Below are 21,005 nucleotides of genomic sequence, written 5' to 3' on the forward strand. Positions count from 1 at the left end.
GTCGGAGGCAGGTGGGCCGGGTCCGGCCGGGCCTGCCCAGTGGGGCCGGCCCGGGGCCGGGCCGGACTGTGCGTCGGACGGGACCGCGGGCCGGTCCCGTCCGACGGCCGGTCAGCCGGTGGTCCCGGCCTGCTCGGTGGCGGTCCGCCGGAGCAGGGTGATGCCGTGCTCGCTGCGGACGACGTGGTAGCCGCCCTGCTTGGCGAGGGCGACCTCCTCGCGTTCGCGGTCGGGCGACAGCGGCCAGCCCATCGGCCGGCCCTCGTCCACCACGATCCACTCGGCGGTCGACCAGCTCTGCGGCCAGCCGAACACGATGACCTCGCAGCGGTTGGTCAGCTGGGGCACCAGCCGGTTGGACGCGGAGACCCGGGCGCCGTCCGGGACGGCGGCCAGGACCGACCGGGCGGCCTCGACCCGCGCCGGGGTGCGCCAGAGTTCGAGGCCGAAGAGCTGGCTGAACGCGAAGCCGGGCAGCAGGACGAGCGTGACCGCGAGGCTGACCGGCAGCGCGGCCCGGGCGGCCCGCCGGTGCAGCACCCCGGGGTTGGCGCGGGCCTTCACCAGGACGTCCACGAAGGCGAGGAACACGATCGGCATCAGGACGGCGCTGTAGTGGTAGCCGGTGCCCCAGTAGGCGGGGTTGTTGGAGAGCAGCCGCCAGCCGAGGGTGGGGAGCGCGACCAGCAACAGCGGGGACCGGACGGCCAGCAGCATGGTCGGGGCGAGCAGCAGCAGCACGGTCCGGACCTTCTCGCCCGGGGTGATGAGGTCGAGCGGGAGGGTGAGCAGGTTGCGGCCGCCCGAGCCGCCGCTCAGGTTGTCCCAGTAGGCGAAGCTGCCGCCGGGGCTCATCGCGGGCAGCAGCACCAGCAGTTCGAGCAGCGAGGCGGCCACGCCGAAGGCGACGGCGGCCGCACCGATCCGGCGGTTGCCGCGCCAGAGGATGTACCCGCCGACGGCGGCGACGGTGATGCCGAGGTCCTCCTTGACCAGGACCAGCGGCGCGGCCCAGGCGAACGCCGCCGCCCACCGCTGCTCGCCGAGCGCCGCCACCGAGAAGGCGACCAGCGGGACGGCGAAGCTGATCTCGTGGAAGTCGAAGCCGAGCGCCGAGGCCAGGCCCCAGGAGGCCCCGTAGCCGAAGCCGGTGATCAGGGCGGCGGCGGGCCCGATGCTGCGCAGCGCCCAGCGACTGATCGGCACGGCGGCGACGGCGAGCAACGCGGACTGACCCAGCAGCAGGACCTTGGCGGAGGGCCAGATCCAGTAGAACGGGGCGAGGACGGCCAGGATCGGCGAGAAGTGGTCGCCGAGGAGGTTGAACCCGGGGCCCTTCAGCTCGACGATCGGTCCGCGTCCCTCGGCGTAGCCGCGGACGCCCTGCTCGAAGATACCGAGGTCGTACCCGCTGGTGAGGAGAAGGTCGTGGCGGCGGACGGTAAAGAAGGAATAGACCAGGAATAGGGCGAGGGCGACCGCCCAGGGGATGAATCGCACCCGCCGATCGGCGGGGGATGATGCGACCGATGGTTCGTCACCCTCCGTCCTTCGATGGAGTGCTGCGGTGAGTGTACTAATGGTCACTTAACATCCCCGTCGTTCCGGGTCGAGTGGTCTGTGCGGCCGATTCTCGCCAGCTGTTCGAGGCGGCGGGCGGGTTCAGCCACGAGCGAACGCCGTCGGGCGTGTCGGCCCCCGGGCGGGCACCGTAACATGGAGGTGCCCTCCCCGGCGATTGAGGCGTCGGGGAGGGCGTTTCATCGATGACCCGTCGTCAGGTCGTGCTGCCGTTCAGCCGGTGACCGGCTGATGCTCGATCAGTTCCACTTCTGGTACGAGCCGCCGTTGCCGCCCAGGGTGTAGACGTTCCCGTTGACGTTGCTGTCCAGGTAGAGCCCGGTGGCGACGTTCTGGTAGGCGTAACCGTTTCCGGCCCAGCTCTTCACCCACTTCTGGTAGTTGCCGCCGTTGCAGCCGAGGGTGTAGGCGTTTCCGGCGCCGTTGCTGTCGAGGCAGAGCCCCGTGGCGAGGTTCCGCAGGGTGTAGGTCGATCCGCCCAGGTCGTTGGCGTACCAGACCTGGTAGGAGCCGCCGTTGGCGGCCAGGGTGTAGACGTTGCCGGCGCCGTTGCTGTCGAGGACGCGGCTGGTGGCGAGGTTCGTGAGCGTGACGTAGCCGGAGGCGGCGCTGGCCTGGCCGGAGACCAGGACCGTCATCCCTCCGGCCAGGATCGCCGTCGAGGCGACAAGGGCAGCGGTGCGCTTGGCGAGCTTCATCGCATTTCCTTTCGATGCCGACCGGCCCTCCGGCCGGTCGACATCGAACTTATCCAAGGATTCCCCTTTGCAGGTTTTCCGGATCTCCGGTAATACCCGGGTTCGGCCACTCGGAATTGGGTGGTCCGGATTTCCGGAGTATGAACGGAACAATTCCCGCCGGTTCGCGGGCGGGTGGAAATCGATATTCGGCGGGTCCGTGCTGAACAGGGGGCCCCGGGGGAGGATGTCATGGCAATGTCAGACAAGGGACGTGAAAGCCGCAAAACCGGCGCTGCGGCGCCCCGGGCCGCCGCGCGGGAACTTGGCCGGATCCGGCCGGGGCGGGGCCCCGGCCGGCCGTGCCGGGACCTCAGGCCACCCAGACGGTCGTGACGTTGCAGAACTCCCGGATGCCGTGGCCGGACAGCTCCCGGCCGAAGCCCGAGCGCTTGACCCCGCCGAACGGCAGCGCGGGGTGCGAGGCCGTCATGCCGTTGAAGAACACCCCGCCGGCCTGGATGTCCCGGACGAACCGCTCCTGCTCGGCCGGGTCCTCGGTCCAGACGTTGGAGCTCAGCCCGAACGGGGTGTCGTTGGCCAGGGCCAGCGCCTCGTCCAGGTCGGCGGCCCGGTAGACGGTGGCGACCGGGCCGAAGGTCTCCTCCTGGTGGATCCGCATCGCCGGGGTGATGCCGGTCAGCACCGTCGGCTCGTAGAACCAGCCGGCGTCCAGGCCCTCCGGGCGACGCCCGCCGCACTCCACCCGGGCACCGCGCGCCCGCGCGTCCTCGACCAGGTCGGCCAGCTCGTCCCGGCCCTGCCGGCTGGCCAGCGGGCCGACCTCGGTGGCCTCGTCCATCGGGTCGCCCACCCGCAGGGCCCGCATCGCCGCGGTGAAGCCGGCGGTGAACCGCTCGTAGACGTCGGCGTGCGCGATGAAACGCTTGGCGGCGATGCAGGACTGGCCGTTGTTCTGCGCCCGGGCCCGGACGGCGGTGGCGATCGCCGCGTCCAGGTCGGCGCTCGGGAGCACCACGAACGGGTCGCTGCCGCCCAGCTCCAGCACCGCCTTCTTCACCTCGTCGGCCGCGGTGGCCGCGACCGCCCGCCCGGCCGGCTCGCTGCCGGTGAGGGTCACCGCCGCCACCCGGGGGTCGCGGATCACGCCCTCCACCGCACCAGAGCCGATCAGCAGGGTCTGGAAGCAGCCCTCCGGGAACCCGGCCCGGCGGAACAGCTCCTCCAGGGCGACCGCCGTGCGCGGCACGTTGGACGCGTGCTTGAGCAGGCCGACGTTGCCCGCCATCAGGGCCGGTGCGGCGAACCGGACCACCTGCCAGAGCGGGAAGTTCCACGGCATCACCGCCAGTACCGCGCCCAGCGGCCGGTACCGGACGTAGGCGCGGGCGGCGCCGGAGTCGGCCACGTCGGCCGGGTCCGGGTGCTCGTCGGCGAGCAGCGCCTCCGCGTGCTCGGCGTACCAGCGCATCGCCTTCGCGCACTTCGAGGCCTCGGCGCGGGCGGCGGTGAGCGGCTTGCCCATCTCCTCCGTCATGGTCCGGGCCACCGCTTCGAGGTCCTGGTCGAGCAGGTCGGCGGCCCGCCGGAGCAGGTCGGCCCGGTACGGGAAGGAGCTGGTGCGGTAGCTGCGGAACGCCTCCTCGGCGCGGGCCAGCCGGCGCTCCACGCCGGCGGCGTCCAGCGGCTCGAAGGTCTCCAGGGTCTCGCCGGTCGCGGGGTTCACGCTTGCGATGGGCACGGGGGCACTCCCAGGGGTGCGTGGGCGGGTGGTTCCGGGGTCTGCCCCTCACCCTCGCCGACACCCCCCGTGCGGACGCGCCATGACCGCCCGGCGTGTCCCGCCGGGCGGTCGGCCCGCGGTGGTCGCCGCGGCGCCGGCGGGCTCAGTCCGGCAGCGACTCCACCCGGGCCGCCGCCTCCCGCGCGCGGGCGCCGGCCCTGGTCCGGCCGGCCGTGATCAGGCGGTTCGGGAAGCGGTGCAGGTACTCCGCCTCCAGCTGCCCGGTCCGCAGGGTGTGCCGCTTCAGCGCATCCTCCGAGCCGTACAGGAACGTCTCGTGGCGGGTCCGGTGCAGCTGTTCCAGCTCGTGCAGCAGCGTGTCGTTGCCCAGGGCGTGCGGGGAGATGCCCTCCGGCCTGGGGTGCGGGGTGTCGGGGTGCTGCATGTGGTCAACCTCCTCGGCGGAAGCCCCCCGCCTAGCCGGTGCCCCGCCGCGGGGCCCGGTACACCCGTGGGCGGGGGGTTGCGCGACGGCTCCTCCGGTGCTCTGCGGCGGCGTCCTGCTCGCGTCGCCGATCCGGACGGTCCGGGACCTCCCCGCCGGGGCGGCCGGCCAGGGGTGACCGGCTGCCCGAAGAGGGGTGGTCGGATCGTAGGATGAAACCTTCGCATGCTTACCACTCACCCTGAACAGGCACTGATGTCACTCCCCAAGGCCGAACTCCACCTGCACATCGAAGGCACCCTGGAGCCCGAGCTCGCCTTCGCGCTCGCGGCCCGCAACGGCGTCACCCTGCCGTACGCGGACACCGAGGAGCTGCGCCGTGCCTACGCGTTCAGCGACCTGCAGTCCTTCCTCGACCTCTACTACGCGCTGATGGCCGTGCTGCGGACCGAGGAGGACTTCGCCGACCTCGCCGAGGCCTACCTGGCCCGGGCCGCGGCCCAGGGCGTCCGGCACGCGGAGATCTTCTTCGACCCGCAGGCGCACACCGCCCGGGGCGTCCCGCTCGCCGTGGTGGTGGACGGCCTCGGACGGGCGCTGGACCGGAGTGCCGAGCGCCACGGCATCAGCACCAGGCTGATCATGTGCTTCCTGCGGGACGAGTCCGCCGAGTCCGCGCTGGAGACCTTCGAGGCCGCCCGCCCCTGGTTCGGCGGGCGGATCACCGGCATCGGGCTGGACTCCGCCGAGGTCGGCCACCCGCCCGCCAAGTTCCGCGAGGTCTACCGGCTCGCGGCCGAGGCCGGACTGCACCGGGTCGCGCACGCCGGGGAGGAGGGCCCCGCCGCCTACATCACCGAGGCCCTGGACGTGCTCGGCGTCGAGCGGATCGACCACGGCCTGCGCTGCCTGGAGGACCCGGAGCTGGTCGACCGCCTGGTGCGCGAGCGGATCCCGCTCACCCTCTGCCCGCTCTCCAACGTCCGCCTCCGCTGCATCGACACCCTCGCCGACCACCCGCTCCCGGCGATCCTCGACGCCGGGCTGCTGGCCACGGTCAACTCCGACGACCCCGCCTACTTCGGCGGCTACGTCGGCGACACCTACGAGGCCCTGGCCGAGGCCCTGCACCTCGACCGGGAGACCCTGCGGCTGCTCGCCGCCAACTCCTTCCGGGCGGCCTTCCTGACGGAGGAGCGGCGGGCGGAGCTGCTGGCCGAGGTGGCGGCGTACGAGTTCCCGGACGGCGACGCCTGACCCGACCTCCCCGGGGAGGTCCGGGGCGGCGCCGCCCGGGAGACGGGCTCAGTGCCCGGCCGCGCCGCCCGGTCCGGCGACCCGGGCGCGCAGCGCGTCCAGGTGGTGGAGGGACTTCAGGACCTCCTGCTGGTCCACGCCGAAGTCGATGAGGCAGGCGATCTCGTCGACGCCCATCGCCGAGAGCCGGCGCACCACGTCCGCGCCGTCGTCGACGGTGCCGAACAGGCCGACGTCGGAGAAGAGGCGGTCGAAGGACCGGGTGAGCAGGAAGTCCCGGTCCCGGGTCGGTATCCGGTCCACCGAGAAGCCGTCCGCCCCCGGGGCGGCCGGGCCCGAGGACTGGAGGTCCATCGAGCTGCGGAGGAAGTCGGTGAGCGGCTCGCGGACCAGCTCGCGGATGCGCTCGCGGTCCTCGCCGAGCATGGTGTGCAGCATCAGTACGACGTGGCCGCTCGCCGGGTCGTGGCCCTCCTCGGCCAGGGCCTCCCGGTAGGTGGCGATGTTGCGCTCCAGCGCGTCGTGCTCCTGGCCGAGCTGGTGGGTCAGCACGCCCGCGCCCAGCCGCCCCGCGATCCGGAAGGTCTGCGGGGAGCCGGCGGCCGTGATCCAGATCGGCAGCTCGGGCTGCACCGGGCGCGGGAAGAGCCGGACGGCGCGCCGCTCGCCCTCGGCGCCGTCGAACTCGACCTCCTCGCCGCGCCACAGCCGCTGCACCGTGCGGGCCGTCTCGACCATGATGTTCTTGCGGTCCTGGAAGTTCTCCGGCTGGAGCACGAAGTCCCGGACGTGCCAGCCGGAGGCGAACGAGACGCCCACCCGGCCGCCGGAGAGGTTGTCGACGGCGGACCACTCCTCGGCGATCCGGATCGGGTGGTGCAGGGGGGCGACCACGCTGCCGGCCCTGATCCCCACCCGCTCGGTCACCGCGGCCAGCGCGGCGCTCGTCAGTGAGGGGTTGGGGAACTGCCCGCCCAGGCGGTGGAAGTGCCGCTCGGGGGTCCACACCGCACGGAAGCCGTGGGTGTCGGCGAAGCGGGCGCTCTCCAGCAGCAGCTGGTACCGGTCCCCGTCGGTGGCGGTGTCGGCGAAGAAGAAGAGGCTGAGGTCCATCGGTCCATTCCTCGGGGTCAGGACGGCGGGCCGGCCGCCCGGGCGGCCCGCCCCCCCGGCGCCTCCTTGCGCGGCGGCGCCCGGCCCCCCCCCCCCCAGCGCGAAGGCCACGCACACCACCAGGCCGCCCTGGTGACTGAGCGACAGGTCGATGCGGTCGATCCCGGCCTGTTCGGCGACCGTCCTGGCGCCGCCGCTGAGCCGGACCTCCGGCGCCCCGTGGGCGTCGGCGAGGACCTCGATCTCCCGCCAGCCCAGCCCCTGGCCGAGCCCGCGGCCGAGGGCCTTGGCGGTGGCCTCCTTGGCGCAGAACCGGCCGGCCAGGTACTCCTCGCGGCGCGGGCCGGTGAGCCCGTCCGCGCGGGCGAGCTCGGTCGCGGAGAAGACCATCCGCCGTCCGCCGGGGTGGGCGGCGATCTGGGCGAACCGGGCGATCTCCAGCAGGTCGATGCCGATCCTCATGGCTGCCCGCCCGTCCGGCCGCCCCCGCGGACGAGGGCGCGCGCGACGTGCAGGCGCTGGATGTCGCTGGTGCCCTCCATGAACTCGAAGGCGTTCACGTCGCGGGTCCACTTCTCCAGCAGGGGGTGGTCGGCCTGGGCGGCCGGGCCGAGCGAGCGGACCGCCCAGCGGGCGGCCTCCCGGGCGGCGGCCACCGCGGCGATCTTGGCCTGACTGGGGAGCCGGCCGTCGTCCCGGTCCCGGTCCAGGGCGGCCCCGGCCCGGTAGACGAGGTCGCGGCAGGCCTCCAGCCGGGCCGCGACCTCGTCGAGGCCCGGTGCGCCCGGCCGCTCGGCGCGGACGAGGTCCACGCAGGCCAGCCCGGTCCCGACGGCGAGCGCGGCCACCTGGGGGCGGACCGTGTTGAACACCCGCACGGCCCCCCACAGACCGCGCCGGGTGGGCGGCAGGTGCCGGGCCAGCAGGCGTTCCTCCGGCACGGCGACGCCGTCGAGCCGGATCTCGGCGAGGGCCGCGCCGCGCAGGCCCACCATGGGCAGCGCCCGCCCGTCGAAGCCGGGGTCGGCGGCCTCGACCAGCGCGGCCCGGATCGACAGCGGCCCGCTCCCGGTCCGGGCGAAGACCACGCCGACCGCGCCGCGGGCGCCGTTGCCGATGTACTTCTTCGTGCCGTGCAGCCGGTACAGGCCGGGGTCCTCGCGCCTCAGCGCGGTCTCCATCCCGGCGGCGTCGCTGCCCCGGCCCGGCTCGGTCACCGCGAAGAACGCCCAGGTGGCGCCGTCGGCCACCGCGCGGTGGAACCACTCCTGCTGCCCGTCGTCGCCGAGCTGGTCGACCAGGATCCCGGTGAGGCTGGGCCCGGGGGCGGCCAGCACCATCCCCGCGTCGCCGTGGGCGAGTTCGACCATCCAGACGAGGGTGTCCAGGGACGACCCGGTGGAGTAGCCGAAGGGTCCGACGCGCAGGGGTTCGCCGCCGAACCGTTCCGGGGTGGTGCACCGGCGGATCAGGTCGAAGGCGGCGGTCTTGAGGTGCGGTCCCGTTCCGTGCGGGTCCGCGTCGAGGGCCATCGCGTGCGCGCGCAGCTCGCCCGCCGTCTCGGCTGCGGCGCCGCGCAGCGCCCTGAGCCGTTCGTCGAGTTCGACCACGGTCACCGGTCTCCTTCCGCGGTGCTCGGCCGGGCCAGCCAGAGGTCCGCGGTGAGCGCGGACAGGTGGAGGCTGCGCGCCGGATGATCGGTGAGGTAGCCCTCGGCGCCGAACAGGCGGGTGGCCGCCCAGCCGGCCTCGGTCAGCCGCTCGTGGCGGGCCCAGACCGCTCCGGCCGGGGCGTCCTGGTCGGCGGCGGCCTCCCGGACGGCCCCGGACCAGGCCAGCTCGGCCTCGGTGGCCACGTCGGCCAGCGATCCGCCGACGAACTGGTGGTCGATCAGCGGGACGCCGCCGAAACGCCGGGCCGACAGCCGCTCCACGGCCGCGTCGAGCAGCCCGGAGAGCACCCCGATCCGGACGGCGGTCAGGGCGGCGGCGGTACGGCCGGTCAGCCCGGGGCCGGGCGCGGCGCCCGGGGTGTCCGCCGCGAAGCGGACCAGGGCGAGCCCGTCGAGGGCCGCGAACGGGTGGGGCAGCACCTCGGTGCCGCCGGGGCCGTCCGTCCCGGCCGGCAGGACGGCCGGCAGGACGGCGACGCCGCCGGGGGCCGTCGCCGCCGCGTCGACGCCTTCGAGTACGGCGGCCAGTCCGGCGGCCAGGCCGCCCTCGCGGCCGAGGTCCCGGTAGCGGGCCAGGTCGGTGGAAGTCCGGTTCACGCGGCGGCTCCCGGGCGCAGCCCGGCCTGGAACAGCCGGCCGGAGTGCGGGTCGTAGTCGGCGATCACGGTGTACCGGTCCGGCGTCCAGTGCTCGGCGAGGGCCGCCCAGGCGCTGGTGCAGAGGCGGTCGGCCGCCCCCTCCACCAGGTCGCACGAGGCCCGCAGGGCCGGGTCGAGCCGGTCGGCGAGCATCCGGCCGGCCACGATCCTGACCCCGGGCACCTGCCGGGCCAGTTCGCCCAGCGCCGTGTTCGGGTCGACGGACCGCTCGGTCACGAAGTCGAGCTCCGCGTCGCCGGGCGCCGTTCCTTCCCCCGCCGTTCCGTCCCCCGCAGGTCCGCCGGCCGACGCGTCCGGGCCGGCCGTGTGCACCAGCACCGCGCAGTCGTCGCCGGGCCGGGTGTCGGGGTCGGCGTAGGGCAGCGTGGACTGGTCCAGGACGAGTACGGCGCCCTCGGCCAGGCCGCCGGTCCGACGCAGGCCGGCGAGGATCCGCAGCGCCGTGAAGGGGGCCCCCACACCCTGGCCGGCCACCGAGAAGACCTCGGGGCCGCCCGGGCACCGCTCGGCCAGGTAGCAGCCCGCCACCTCGACGACGCTCAGGTCGGGCAGGTGGTACGCGAGCACGAGCCTGTCCAACGGGGGCAGCGGGTGCTCCAGGCCGTCGAGCAGCTCCCGCGCCATGTCGGTGAAGCTGTTGCCACCGCCCCGCGCGTGGCGCTCGTGGTCGGGTTCCTCGCCGAAGGAGGCGAGGAAGTCCGTCATGAACCTCAGCTCGGTCCCGGCCAGCCGGGCCGGCCGCCGCCCGGGGAAGGCCCGGGCGGTCGGCCGGCTCAGCCGCAGGGCCGCGGGGCCGGCCGGGCGGGCGGCCGTGCGCGGCCCGCCCCACGTCGTCTCCGGCATCGGTCAGTGCGCCGGCTCTTGCCCGGCGGACAGGTTCGCGTCGATGTACTCGGTCAGTGCGCCGACCGTCTCGAAGACCTCCGGGGTCAGCTCGTCCGGGTCGATCTGCAGGCCCAGCGTGTCCTCCAGGGCCATCAGCAGCTCGATCACGCTGGTGGAGTCGAGGGCCAGGTCGCTGAAGAGCCGGGTGTCCGGGGTGAGTTCGGGCAGGTCCTTCTTCAGGACGGCGGCGAGCGCGTCCCGGAGTGCGTCGGTCGTGGTGATGTCGTCGGTGGTCAAGATCGTCTCAGCTCCTTCGTGATGTGCTTCGGTGTCGCGTCGTGAGGCGTTGCGCGGTGTCGTGCGGTGTCGTGAGGCGTTGTGCGGTGCCGTGAGGCGTCCGGGGTGTCCGCGGTGCGGTGCCGCGCCCCGCCGGTGCCGGTGTCCGTGACGCCGGGTCAGTCGAGCCGGCCGGCCCGGCCCAGCTCGGGGTCGGTCGCCTGCTTGGCGAGGATGTCCTCGACCGAGTCCCGGTGACGCACCAGGTACGAACGGCCGCGCAGCACCACGACCTCGGCGGGGTAGCCGTGGCTGAGGAAGTACACGGGCGAGGCCGAGGGCCCGTACGCGCCCGACTTCAGCACCCCGACGAGGTCGCCGGGCCGCAGCTCGGGCAGGGTCACGGCCTTGGCGATGGTGTCGTTCGGCGTGCAGAGCGGACCCGCGATGTTCCACGGACCGGTCTCCTCGGCCGGGTCGGCCGTCCGGGAGAGCAGCCCGATCGGGAAGTTGCGCTTGACGAACGACCCGATGCCCACGGCGGCCATGTGGTGGTGGGTGCCGCCGTCCGCGACCGCGAAGTTCTCGCCCATGGACTGCTTGGTGTAGCGCACCCGCATCAGGTAGGTGCCGCCGAGCGCCGTCAGGTACCGGCCGGACTCCATGATCAGCCGGGTGTCCGGGTGCGCCGAGGCGAACCGGTCCAGCAGCGGGTTGAGGTCCTTCGCCAGTGCGGCCGCGTCGAGTTCGTGCTCGCCCTCGAAGTAGGCCGCGCCCAGCCCGCCGCCGATGTCCACCGCGTCCAGCCGGATCCCGGTGGCCTGCGCGATCCGCTCCGCGAGGTCCAGGATGTAGGTGGTGTTCTTGACGACCACCTCGGCGTCGAGGATGCGCGTGCCCAGGTAGACCTGGACGCCGGCCACGTCGGCGTGCCGGTACTCCGACAGGGCCGGTCCTGCGGCGAGGACGGCGGCCTCGTCGATGCCGAACTGGCGGGGCTTGCCGCCCATGGTCAGCCGTGAACCGGCGATGGCGAAGGCCGGGTTGACGCGGAGCAGCACCCGCTGGCGCACGCCGTGCGCCTGCGCCGTCCGGTCGATCAGGTCGAGCTCGGCGAGGGACTCGCAGACGATCGCGTAGATCCCGGCCCCGACGCAGGCGTCGACCTCCTGCTCGCTCTTGCCGGGCCCCAGGAAGACCACGTCGAACGGGTCGGTCCCGGCCTCCAGCACCAGCCGCAGCTCGGCGAGGGAGGAGACCTCGGCGCGGGCGCCCGCCGAGTGCAGGACGTCGTAGACGCCCCGGTTGGGGTTGGACTTGAGCGAGAAGAAGACCTCCAGCGAGGGGTGCAGCGCCGCCCGCAGGGCGGCGAGGTTGGCGACCAGCCAGTCGCCGTCGTACACGTACGTCGGGGTTCCGTACTCCGCGGCGATGCCGCTCCAGTCGATCTCGTCGCTCACGGCTTGGCCACCATTTCCTTCAGCAGGGTCTCCGTCCGCTCCCGGGTGCGCCGCACGTCCTGCTCGTCGTCGCCGACGCAGACCGCGTAGAGGCGGCCGTAGGGCTTGCCGCCGGCCAGGAGGGTCGCGTTCAGGGTCGCGAAGTTGTTGATCAGTACGCCGCGCGCGCCGTCGGCCGCGTGGTCCGCGCCGTCGAGGAGCAGCTCGCCGAGGGCGGCCCGCACCTCGTCGAAGCCGTGCACCCGGGCCGGCTGCAGGTCGAAGGTGGTGGCGAGCGCGAACTGCCCGTCCCGGATGAGGCGTTCGGCGATCCGGTTCTGGTAGGTCGCCATGTTGAACCGGGCGTTGATCTCCAGGCAGGGGTAGAGCGTGCCGTCCGCGGCGAGCAGCGCGTCCACGCCGGCCAGCCCGAAGTACCCGGCCGCCGCGAGCTCCTTGCCGATCACCTCGGCGGCCGTCCGCAGCTCGTCGACCTGGTCGGTCCGCAGCGCCGGCGGGAAGACGTGTCCGCGGTGGACGCCGTTCTCGGTCAGCGCGGTCTTCACGGTCTCGAACCGGACCTCGCCGCCCCGGCCGACGACGAACTGGTAGTTCAGGTCGGCCTGCTTCTCGATCCAGCGTTCCACGACCACCGAGACGCGTCGGTCGGTCCCGGCCCGGCGGGCGATCATCCGCAGCAGCTGTTCGGCCCGCTTCGGTTCGTCGAGCACGACCATGCCGCGCCCGGAGACGCCGAGCGACTCCTTGACCACCACGCGGGAGCCGCCCTCGACCAGGTGGGTGTCGAGCGCCTCCTCCAGCTCGCCCAGGGTCCGGCAGACCGAGCCCGGGACGGCGGTCAGCCCGGAGGCGTCCACCAGCTCGCGACTGAAGATCTTGCCGTTGACGTGCTTGCAGACGGCGGCGGTCGGACCGGCCAGCGGCAGGCCCGCGGCCAGCGCGAGGCGCTCCTCCTCCTCCGAGATGCCCAGCGGCATCAGGTAGGTGCGGCCGTCGGCGAGCGCGCGCAGGGACTCCAGCAGCCGGGGCGAGTCCAGGGCGTCCTCGGTGACCGACCGCTCCGGCCGGTTGAGGTCCACCGTCAGATGGACCCCCTCGGCCGCGCCCAGGGCGCGCAGGTAGGCGGCGTAGCCGGGGTCGACGGCCTCCTTCAGCACCACCACGTCGTGCTCGTCGGCCAGCAGGACGCCGACCTCCTCGATCCGGTTGACCGTCGCCGAGGAGAACGACAGGCCGGTGCCGGGCAGCCTCGGCTCGCCCACGCCCCAGACGCGTTCGACCTCGAAGTTGTTCAGGTACACGAAACGGGCGGTCGGATCCCCGACCAGCGCGCTCTTCAACCGGGCGGTGAAACCGCCGGCGGGTGCCGGGTCGTGTGCGGCAGTCATGTCACTCCTCTCTGGCTGCGGTCCCGACGACCGCGGCGGCGAAGGTCCCGCCCTGGCCGGCGGAGACCATGAGCACGGTCTCGCCCGGTCGCACCGCGTTCTCGGCGCGCGCCGTCGAGAGGTTCATGAAGGGGTCCGCACAGAAGCAGTGGCCGGTCCGCGGGACGTTCTCCAGGTAGATCCGCTCCAGCGGGAGGTCCAGGATCCGCGCCGTCGTGCTCCACGAGTACCGGTTGACGTTGTGCGGCAGGACGAGGTCGATGTCGTCGAGTCCGAGACCGGCGGCGTGCACCGCCTCCTGCATGATCTCGGCCAGGGTGGGCGTGTACGCCAGGCGGTAGCGGCGCTGGAGTTCCTCGTCCATGTTCCCGGCCTGGTGGAACTCGCCGAGGGTGCGGTGCGCCACGCTCAGGACCGCGTCCCCCGGCCCGTCCAGCGCGGCCAGCACCCCGGCGGTGGCGTCCCCGAGGACGGACGTCCCCGGGATGTGCTGCATCACGGGGGAGAGGCCCTTCTCGCCGAGCAGGACCAGCGCGGTGCTCCCGGCCGGCTCGGCCGCGAGCAGGGCCTCGACGACCGGCAGCGCGGCGAGGGAGATCGCACAGCCCTGGTGGGACATCGAGAACGCGCCCGCCCCGCCGAGGTCGAGCTTCTCCCGCAGCACGTCCATCCAGCGCAGGCCGGGCGGGGCGACGTGCTGGACGGTGTGCGCGTGGACCAGGTGCCGGACCAGCGAGCGGTCCTCGCCGGCCAGGACCTCCTGGCCGATCGTGAGCAGCATGTCGAGGGTCGACAGGCCCTCGGCGGTGACGATCCGCTCCAGCCCCAGGAACCTGGTGAGCAGCCGGATCTCCGCCTCGGAGACCTCCAGCGACGCGCGCAGGTCCGCGACGGCGGTGCTGTGCTCGGGGATGAAGGGGACGACCTTACGCAGGTACAGCACGGCGTCCCCCTCCCCACGCTCCGGTCCCCGGCGTCCGGGTGCCCCGGCCGGCCGCCGCCCGACGGGTCTCAGCCGGCGTCACGGCACCACTCCAGGACGGCCATGGCACTGTGGAGCTTGTTCTCGGCCTGGTCGAAGGCGATGCTCACCGGGCCGTCCAGCACCTCGGCGGTGACCTCCTCGCCGCGGTGGGCGGGCAGGTCGTGCAGGAACACGGCCTTCGGCGAACGGGCCATCAGCTCCGCCGTCACCTGGAAGGGCGCGAACACCTGCCGCCAGTCCGGGTCGGGCTTGCTGGTCCCGGTGGTCTGCCAGCGCGTGGTGTACACCGCGTCGAAGTCGGCGGGGCCGTCGTCGAGGTCGTGCCGCTCGGTCACCGTGGACCCGTGCCCGGCGGCCAGCTCCCGGGCGCGTTCGAGCACGGCGCCGGACAGGCCGTAGCCGGGCGGGGTGCGCAGCTCCAGCCGCACGCCCCGGTAGCGGCTCAGCCCCAGGGCGAGCGCCGCGGCCGAGTTGTTCCCCTCGCCGACGTACAGCACGCTCAGCCCGTCCACCGCGCCGAACCGCACGGCGAGCGTGGTCAGGTCGGTCAGCCCCTGGGTCGGGTGCTCCTCGGCGCTCATCGCGTTGACGACCGACATCCGGCGCTGGGACGCCCAGGCGCGCATCTCGGCGGGGTCGCCGGCGGTGCGGGCCACCAGGACGTCCAGCATCCGGGACATCACCCGGCCGGTGTCCTCGGTGGTCTCCCCGGTGTTGAGCTGGAGGTCGTCCGGGCCGTAGGTGACCAGCCCCGCGCCGAGCCGCAGCGCGCCGGCCGAGAACGCGGTGCGGGTGCGGGTCGAGGTCTTGCGGAAGTAGACGCCGACGACGTCGCCGGCGAGCGCGGTGTTCCCCACGCCCTCCCCGGCCGCCGCCCGGCGGGACAACTGCGCGCCGCGGTCGACGACCGCCCGCAGGTCCGCGTCGGACAGGTCGTCGAGTGAGATCAGGTGCCTGCCGGTGCGCTTCGTCATGGTCGGGCCGTCCTCCGTCCGGGCCGCAGGGCGGCCGTCGCTCACCATCGTTCGACCTCGGCGAAGAAGTCCGGCACGTCCTGGACCCGTCCGTCCTCCCGGCCGATCCGCAGCACCTCGTGGCCGACCGCGAGGTCGAGCGCGCCGAGTCCGAACGGCGAGAAGATCCGCGGCCTGTCCCGGCCGAGCGGCAGCTCGCCGAGGACGAGCTGGGCGATCGTGCCGTCGATGAAGTCGCGGTGCCCGAACTTCTCCACCGCCAGGTGCGGCGAGGTCCCGGCGTTGAGGCAGTGCTCGACGTCGTCGAGGACGTTGTGCGAGGCGGCGACCAGCTCGGGGCCGATGTCGCGCAGCGAGATGTTGAGCACGGTCTGGCCGGGGGCCAGGGCGCCCGGCTCCACGATGTACGGGGCGGCGGCGGTCGTCGCCAGGACCACCACGTCGGCGCCGTCCACGGCCTCGGCCAGGGTGGTGTGCGCGGAGGCCCGGTAGCCGAGCGCCTCGGCGTGGCCGGCGGACTTCCGCGCGTACTCCTCGACCCGGTCGTGGACCGCGACCCGGTCGAAGGACCAGCCGAGCGCGTGGAAGAACTCCAGGATGTTGCGGGAGATGACGCCCGCGCCGACGACCGCGAGCCGGCCCGCGGTGCGCGAGCCGTGCAGCTGCTCGGCGCCGAGCACGGCCGAGGCCGCGGTGCGCGCCGCGCTGATCTGCGCCGCCTCCAGGCACGCGAAGGGGTAGCCGGTCTCCAGGTCGTTGAGCAGCAGGACGGCCGAGGCCCGCGGGATGTTGCGGGCGACGTTGCCGGGGAAGCTGCCGATCCACTTGATGCCGGCCACGCCGTCGGTCGGGCCTGCCGCGCCGTCGCCCGGTCCGTCCTGCGGACCGCCGCTCCCGCGCAGCGCCGCCGGCAGGGCGATGATCCGCGCGTCGGGCTTCTCGGGGAACCGCAGGAAGTAGCTGTTCGGGTTGATCGTCGCGCCGCGGTGGTGCGCCAGATAGGTCTCCCGGACCCGGGCGAAGATCTCGGGTCGGGACGTCTCGATGATGGCGCGGATGCTCTTCCCGCCCATCACCTGGAAGGTGAACATCGGTCAGTTCCTCACCGTCGTCAGCTCGGACAGGTCGTCCGCCGGATCATGGAGGCAGTCCGGGCCGAACTTGTCGGCCACCCAGGAGTCGTCGTAGATGGTGCGCGCGTAGCGCTCGCCGAGGTCCGGCGAGATGGCCACCACGCGGGAGCCCTCCGGAAGCCCGGGCGCCCGCCGCAGCACGGCCCGCACCACCGACCCGGTCGAACCGCCGCCGAACAGCCCGTACCGCCGGGCCAGCCAGCGGCAGGTCCGGACGGTCTCGGCCTCGGAGACCAGGACCACGTCGTCGACGAGCTCCGGGCGGAAGATCTCCGGCCGCCGGCTCGCCCCGATCCCGGGGATGTGGCGCGGCGCCGGCACGCTGTCGAAGTTGACCGAGCCGACCGCGTCCACCGCGATGATCCGGGTGCCCGGCGAGTGCCGGCGGAAGTGCTGGATGCAGCCCATCAGCGTGCCGGAGGTGCCGGTGCCGACGAACAGGTAGTCGATGTCCGGGATCTCGGCGGTGATCGCCGCGGCCGTGCACCGGTCGTGGACGGCCCAGTTCGCCGGGTTCGCGTACTGGTTGAGCCAGACGAGCCCCGGGTCCACCGCCAGCCGTTCGTGGATGTAGGCGATCCGGCCGCCCAGGTAGCCGCCGCCGGCGTCCGGCCGGTTCACCTCGACCACCTCGGACCCGAGGGCCCGGATGATCTCGGTGCTCAGCGCCGGGGTGTTGGGGTCGGTGACGCAGAGGAAGCGGTACCCCTTGGCGGCGGACACCATCGCGAGCGCGATGCCGAGGCTGCCGGAGGAGGACTCGATGAGACTGCACCCGGCGCGGACGACCCCGCGCCGCTCGGCGTCCTCGACCATGCTCAGCGCGGTCTTCAGCTTGATCGACCCGGCGGGATTGAGACCCTCTATCTTCAGATAGAGATCGATATTCTTGGCCGCGCCGCCGAGATGCAGGAAGACATTGTCCTGGATCATCTCGTACGCGTTTTCATAGATCAATGCTCGTCAACCCCCAATCGGATAATTCAAGGCCGGTCCGTGAATTCGCCTGTCGCCCGTTTTCCCGAATCTGCGGGCAGCCCGATCACCACGGGCAGCACGACCAAAGCGTAGGAGTCGCCCCCACGGGGGGACAGGCAACTGCCCGGCAGCTTCCGACAGGCAGGAAAGTTGCCGTTCCGATTCCTTGTCGCATGCCACGGGCCCGTGCCGTACTTGAGCCATGATTCGGAGGAATTCCACGCTCGCGTCCGGCGGTGAGCTGACCCTCGGCCAGGAGGCACTCTGGCTGATACAGAATCTCGAACCGGACTGCGCCGCCTACAACGTCACCGCGGCCCTGAGCCTGGACTTCCCGGTGGACGTCGCGGTGCTGGAGTCGGCCGTCCGCGCGACGGTCTCCGGCCACCGGCTGCTCGACTCGGTGTTCCGCTCCGACGCGGTCGGCCGGATCCGCCGCCACGGGGGAGCGGCCGCGCGGGCGGACACCCTCCTGGAGGTGCACGAACTCGACCTCGGCCCGGAGGAACTGCGGCAGCACGCCCTGGAGCTGACGCGCCGCCCGTTCCGCCTCGACCGGGAGCCGCCGGTCCGCGTCGCCCTGCTGCGCCCCCGCGGCGGCCCGGACGTGCTGATCGCCGTGGCCCACCACATCGTCGCGGACAACGTCTCCCAGTTGCTGATCTGCCGCGAGGTCCTCTCGCGGTACGCGGCGCTCGCGGCGGGTGCCGAACACACCGCCCCGGACGACGGAGCCGTGTTCGAGGAGTTCGCGCGGCAGCAGCGCGCGTACCTGGAGTCCCCGCGGGCGGACCGGGCCCGGCAGTACTGGCAGCGCGAACTCGACGGCGTGGCGCGGCACACCGCGCTGCCCGCCGACCTGCCGAGGCCCGCCGTCTACCGGTCCGAGGGCGCGGAGACCGATCTCGCCCTGCCGCCCGACCTGGTGGCCGGCCTGGGCGAGGCGGTGGCCGCGCGCAACGTGACCACCTTCGCCTTCCTGGTCTCGGTCTTCGAGGTCCTGCTCTACCGGTTCGGCGGGCAGACCGACTTCCTCCTCGGCTACCCGGTGACCCAGCGCAGGGGCGAGGACGGGCGCGAGGCGATCGGCTACTTCGTCAACACCCTGCCGCTCCGGGCGCGGCTCGACCCCGACGACTCCTTCGACGCCGTCCTGCGCGGTACCGCCGCCGGACTGTGGCGGGGCCTGATGCACCGCGACTACCCGTTCGCGCTGCTGCCCCGGATCGTGGACCTGCCGCGCGACCCCGGCCGGCCCGGGCTGGTCCCGGTGCTGTTCGTCCTCAACGAGCCCGCCGAGGCGGACCCCATCGCGGCCGCGCTCGAACCGGGCCGGTACGTGGAGCACGCCGGGCTCCGCGTCGCGGAGTACTACCTGCCGCAGCAGCACGGCCAGTTCGAGCTGACCCTCCAGGTGACCCGGCGGGCCGCGACCGTGCAGGCGAAGCTCAAGTACAACACCTCCCTGTTCACCGAGCACACCGCCAGGCAGCTGGCCGCGGACTACCTGGCCCTGCTGCGCTCGGCCGTCGCAGGCACCCTTCCCGCCGCCCTGCGCGATCTGCGCGGGCTGCCGGAGGACCGGCGGCGGCCACCGATCCCCGGAAGCGAGAGTGGAACGATGAAGAGCACGAGCAGCGGCACCGCACGTGCCGAGCGCATCGCGCGGATCCGTGACGTCGCGGTCGCGGTGTTCTCCGTGGCGCCCGAGGCGGTCGAGGCGGCCGACTCCTTCGAGGCCGACCTGGGAGTCGACTCCCTGCTCGCCGTCGAGTACACCGTCGAGCTGGAGAAGGCCTTCGACGTCGCCCTCCACGTGAACGAGATCCCCGAGCTGATGGCCGGCCTGGACCGCGCCTACGAGGTGATCGCCGGAAAGGCCGGCTGGTAGGCGCCTCGGCGCCCCACGACCCTGCACGTCACCGCACGTCACCGCACCACCGGGCACGACCCCGCCGCACGGCGCACCCCGCGCACCGCGCGCACCCGGTGCACCCCGCGCATTCCGCGCACCCCGCGCATTCCCAAAGGAGCGTGACTCTCACGATGGCAACCACGACCGCCGGGCACGGGCTCGGCGCACCCGGCACCGAGGGCCCCGACGGCGGCGCGCCGGACCGGCTGGAGCAGCTGACCGCGGCCGGCTGGGTGCTGCCCACCGGGGTACCCGGACTGCTGGGCTTCACCGCGAAGTTCGAGTCGGTACTGACCCGGCTCCAGACGGAGCTGACCGCGGTCGACCCCTCGGCCTCGTCGGGCCCGGCCTGGTACCCGCCGGTCGTCCCCCGCGCGAACATCGACCGCGCCGAGTACGCCGAGTCCTTCCCGCAACTGCTCGGCACCGTGCACGCCCTGCGGGTCGGCGGGGCGTCCGAGGAGGGCCGGGCCGCCGACCGGGCGCCCGGATCGCGGGCGGAGACGGACGTCGTGCTGGCGCCGGCCGTCTGCTACAGCGTCTATCCGCAGATCGCGGACGGCACCATCGAGGAGGCCCGCTTCTTCGACGCGGTCGGCCACTGCTACCGCCACGAGGCGACCAGCGAGTACGGCCGCTTCCGGGCCTTCCGGATGCGCGAGTTCGTCGTGGTCGCCGGCCAGGACGAGGCGTGGGAGTGGCGGGACGCCTGGATCGCCCGCTGCGAGGCGCTGTTCGCCCGGCTCGGCCTGAAGGTCGCCGTCGAGGTCGCCAGCGACCCGTTCTTCGGCCCCGGAGACCGGTTCATGCGCTCCAGCCAGCTCCAGCAGAACCTCAAGTACGAGTTCCACGCGCCGGTCCGCGACGGTGACCCGGGCACCGCGATCGCCTCCGCCAACTGCCACAAGGAGCACCTGGGCGAGCGGTTCGCGATCGACTTCGCGGGGGAGGGGCCGGCGCACAGCTCCTGCATGGCCTTCGGCCTCGAACGGACCCTCTCCGCGCTGATCCACGCGCACGGCGACAACCTCGACGACTGGCCCGACTTCGGCTGAGCCGGCACCGGAAGGGCCCGGTGGTCGGGCGGCGTACCGCCGGACCACCGGGCCCCGGTGCAGGTCGCGGGCCTCGTGGAACCGGGCCCCGGAGGAACCGGCGGGCCCGGGGGGAGCTCAGGCCCGGCCGCCGCGCTGCAGGACCTCGGCGACGAACGGGGCCAGCCGGTAGTGGTAGTGGTGGGCCGGCTCGGGCAGCAGCAGCGAGGTGTCCAGCAGGTCCGAGACCAGGGTGAGCGGGTTCGGTGACGTGCCCCGGCCCAGCCGGTCGTACTCGGCGGTGACCTCGTCGAGGACGAACCGCCGTGCGGGCAGGGCGGCGATCCGCTCCAGCAGGACCCGGTGGTCGTCGCTGAGCAGGTCGATGCTCCACCGGATGGAGTCGGTCACCGACCGCTGGTGGCGCAGCAGCGCGTGGTCGTTGGACCAGAGCATCTCCGGCGTGGGCCCGTACGAGAGCATCAGGCGGATCGGGACGGCGCGCAGGCACTCGGCGGCGAACTCGATGTAGCGCGGCAGGCCGCCGAGCCGCCGGCACAGCTCGGCGATGAGCGGCAGGTCCTTCTCCAGCTCGGCGGCGGCCCGGGACTCCGTGCCGACGTGCCGCAGGAACAGCTCGACGGCCGGCGCCGCGGAGAGCGGCTCGCCGGGCGCCTGCTCCAGCGGCAGCGGCTGGATGTCCCGGTTGGCGCCCAGCCGTTCGGTGAGCCGGCGGCGCGTCGTGATGAGGATGTGCACGCCGGGGCGGGTGGCCTGGAGCTCCCGGGTGGCGGCGCGACCGGCTGGCCGCCGCCTTCCTCCAGGCGCACGTCTCGGGCAGCCAGGAGCGGGACTGCGAGGCGTACGCCAACCGGCTCGGCGCCTACGC

Annotated in this window: 19 protein-coding genes; 3 read left to right on the top strand and 16 right to left on the bottom strand. The window is 73.5% G+C overall.

The window, feature by feature from the left end; translation table 11 throughout:
- Positions 1-111: 111 nt before the first annotated feature.
- The 4 genes from ABZY91_RS26240 to ABZY91_RS26255 all read right to left on the bottom strand — a co-directional run bounded on the left by ABZY91_RS26240 (position 112) and on the right by ABZY91_RS26255 (position 4,447).
- On the bottom strand, positions 112-1,500 hold the full coding sequence (locus tag ABZY91_RS26240) for a DUF2079 domain-containing protein (protein WP_329952613.1): 1,389 nt from the start codon (positions 1,498-1,500) through the stop codon (positions 112-114).
- Positions 1,501-1,820: 320 nt separating this feature from the next.
- Complete coding sequence (locus tag ABZY91_RS26245) at positions 1,821-2,279, bottom strand: RICIN domain-containing protein (RefSeq protein ID WP_329884297.1); 459 nt, start codon at positions 2,277-2,279, stop codon at positions 1,821-1,823.
- A gap of 352 nt (positions 2,280-2,631) precedes the next feature.
- Positions 2,632-4,020: an NADP-dependent succinic semialdehyde dehydrogenase gene (locus ABZY91_RS26250; protein ID WP_355405487.1), complete on the bottom strand. Its 1,389-nt coding sequence runs from the start codon at positions 4,018-4,020 to the stop codon at positions 2,632-2,634.
- Positions 4,021-4,165: 145 nt separating this feature from the next.
- On the bottom strand, positions 4,166-4,447 hold the full coding sequence (locus ABZY91_RS26255; RefSeq protein ID WP_329884301.1) for a DUF6158 family protein: 282 nt from the start codon (positions 4,445-4,447) through the stop codon (positions 4,166-4,168).
- Positions 4,448-4,702: 255 nt separating this feature from the next.
- Here ABZY91_RS26255 and ABZY91_RS26260 point away from each other — a divergent pair, with 255 nt between their 5' ends.
- The gene (locus ABZY91_RS26260; protein WP_355405488.1) at positions 4,703-5,704 is read left to right on the top strand and encodes an adenosine deaminase; all 1,002 of its coding nucleotides are present in this window, start codon (positions 4,703-4,705) and stop codon (positions 5,702-5,704) included.
- A gap of 48 nt (positions 5,705-5,752) precedes the next feature.
- Here the strand turns inward: ABZY91_RS26260 and acpS are convergent, their stop codons facing one another.
- The 11 genes from acpS to sbnA form a co-directional block, all read right to left on the bottom strand.
- Positions 5,753-7,279 carry a holo-ACP synthase gene (acpS, locus tag ABZY91_RS26265; RefSeq protein WP_355405489.1) on the bottom strand — a complete coding sequence of 509 codons (1,527 nt, stop codon included), beginning with the start codon at positions 7,277-7,279 and terminating at the stop codon, positions 5,753-5,755.
- Complete coding sequence (locus ABZY91_RS26270; protein WP_355405490.1) at positions 7,276-8,433, bottom strand: acyl-CoA dehydrogenase family protein; 1,158 nt, start codon at positions 8,431-8,433, stop codon at positions 7,276-7,278. Before ABZY91_RS26270 ends, acpS begins: the two co-directional genes overlap by 4 nt.
- Positions 8,430-9,086 carry an acyl-CoA dehydrogenase family protein gene (locus tag ABZY91_RS26275; RefSeq protein ID WP_355405491.1) on the bottom strand — a complete coding sequence of 219 codons (657 nt, stop codon included), beginning with the start codon at positions 9,084-9,086 and terminating at the stop codon, positions 8,430-8,432. Before ABZY91_RS26275 ends, ABZY91_RS26270 begins: the two co-directional genes overlap by 4 nt.
- Entirely contained in the window at positions 9,083-9,991 is a 909-nt protein-coding gene (locus ABZY91_RS26280) for a hypothetical protein (RefSeq protein ID WP_355405492.1), read from the bottom strand. Before ABZY91_RS26280 ends, ABZY91_RS26275 begins: the two co-directional genes overlap by 4 nt.
- 3 nt (positions 9,992-9,994) lie before the next feature.
- Positions 9,995-10,270, bottom strand: a complete 276-nt coding sequence (locus tag ABZY91_RS26285) for an acyl carrier protein (protein WP_329884313.1) — start codon at positions 10,268-10,270, stop codon at positions 9,995-9,997.
- A 158-nt stretch (positions 10,271-10,428) separates the two neighbouring features.
- Positions 10,429-11,709, bottom strand: a complete 1,281-nt coding sequence (locus ABZY91_RS26290; protein ID WP_329884315.1) for a type III PLP-dependent enzyme — start codon at positions 11,707-11,709, stop codon at positions 10,429-10,431.
- Complete coding sequence (locus tag ABZY91_RS26295; protein ID WP_329884317.1) at positions 11,706-13,097, bottom strand: ATP-grasp domain-containing protein; 1,392 nt, start codon at positions 13,095-13,097, stop codon at positions 11,706-11,708. Before ABZY91_RS26295 ends, ABZY91_RS26290 begins: the two co-directional genes overlap by 4 nt.
- Position 13,098: 1 nt before the next feature.
- Positions 13,099-14,040, bottom strand: a complete 942-nt coding sequence (locus ABZY91_RS26300) for a 3-oxoacyl-[acyl-carrier-protein] synthase III C-terminal domain-containing protein (RefSeq protein ID WP_329884319.1) — start codon at positions 14,038-14,040, stop codon at positions 13,099-13,101.
- A gap of 68 nt (positions 14,041-14,108) precedes the next feature.
- On the bottom strand, positions 14,109-15,056 hold the full coding sequence (locus tag ABZY91_RS26305) for an ornithine carbamoyltransferase (protein ID WP_355405493.1): 948 nt from the start codon (positions 15,054-15,056) through the stop codon (positions 14,109-14,111).
- Between the two features lie 41 nt (positions 15,057-15,097).
- A complete protein-coding gene (gene sbnB / locus ABZY91_RS26310; protein ID WP_329952622.1) occupies positions 15,098-16,147 on the bottom strand; it encodes a 2,3-diaminopropionate biosynthesis protein SbnB in 1,050 nt (349 codons plus the stop codon).
- 3 nt (positions 16,148-16,150) lie between these two features.
- Complete coding sequence (sbnA, locus tag ABZY91_RS26315; RefSeq protein ID WP_355405494.1) at positions 16,151-17,146, bottom strand: 2,3-diaminopropionate biosynthesis protein SbnA; 996 nt, start codon at positions 17,144-17,146, stop codon at positions 16,151-16,153.
- 223 nt (positions 17,147-17,369) lie between these two features.
- Here sbnA and ABZY91_RS26320 point away from each other — a divergent pair, with 223 nt between their 5' ends.
- Positions 17,370-19,058, top strand: coding sequence for a condensation domain-containing protein (locus ABZY91_RS26320; RefSeq protein WP_355405495.1), 1,689 nt, complete (start codon positions 17,370-17,372; stop codon positions 19,056-19,058).
- A 155-nt stretch (positions 19,059-19,213) separates the two neighbouring features.
- Complete coding sequence (locus tag ABZY91_RS26325) at positions 19,214-20,137, top strand: aminoacyl--tRNA ligase-related protein (protein WP_355405496.1); 924 nt, start codon at positions 19,214-19,216, stop codon at positions 20,135-20,137.
- A 117-nt stretch (positions 20,138-20,254) separates the two neighbouring features.
- Here ABZY91_RS26325 and ABZY91_RS26330 read toward each other — a convergent pair whose 3' ends face one another.
- Entirely contained in the window at positions 20,255-20,875 is a 621-nt protein-coding gene (locus ABZY91_RS26330) for a hypothetical protein (RefSeq protein WP_355405497.1), read from the bottom strand.
- Positions 20,876-21,005: the final 130 nt, after the last annotated feature.

The organism is Kitasatospora sp. NPDC002965 (assembly GCF_040611255.1).
Classification (GTDB): Bacteria; Actinomycetota; Actinomycetes; order Streptomycetales; family Streptomycetaceae; genus Kitasatospora.

Excerpts from the sequence above, each read along its gene's own strand:
- ABZY91_RS26245 (WP_329884297.1), bottom strand. The coding sequence starts at position 2,279 with ATGAAGCTCGCCAAGCGCACCGCTGCCCTTGTCGCCTCGACGGCGATC.
- ABZY91_RS26255 (WP_329884301.1), bottom strand. The coding sequence starts at position 4,447 with ATGCAGCACCCCGACACCCCGCACCCCAGGCCGGAGGGCATCTCCCCG.
- ABZY91_RS26260 (WP_355405488.1), top strand. The coding sequence starts at position 4,703 with ATGTCACTCCCCAAGGCCGAACTCCACCTGCACATCGAAGGCACCCTG.
- acpS (WP_355405489.1), bottom strand. The coding sequence starts at position 7,279 with ATGAGGATCGGCATCGACCTGCTGGAGATCGCCCGGTTCGCCCAGATC.
- ABZY91_RS26280 (WP_355405492.1), bottom strand. The coding sequence starts at position 9,991 with ATGCCGGAGACGACGTGGGGCGGGCCGCGCACGGCCGCCCGCCCGGCC.
- ABZY91_RS26295 (WP_329884317.1), bottom strand. The coding sequence starts at position 13,097 with ATGACTGCCGCACACGACCCGGCACCCGCCGGCGGTTTCACCGCCCGG.
- ABZY91_RS26305 (WP_355405493.1), bottom strand. The coding sequence starts at position 15,056 with ATGACGAAGCGCACCGGCAGGCACCTGATCTCACTCGACGACCTGTCC.
- sbnB (WP_329952622.1), bottom strand. The coding sequence starts at position 16,147 with ATGTTCACCTTCCAGGTGATGGGCGGGAAGAGCATCCGCGCCATCATC.
- ABZY91_RS26320 (WP_355405495.1), top strand. The coding sequence starts at position 17,370 with ATGATTCGGAGGAATTCCACGCTCGCGTCCGGCGGTGAGCTGACCCTC.
- ABZY91_RS26325 (WP_355405496.1), top strand. The coding sequence starts at position 19,214 with ATGGCAACCACGACCGCCGGGCACGGGCTCGGCGCACCCGGCACCGAG.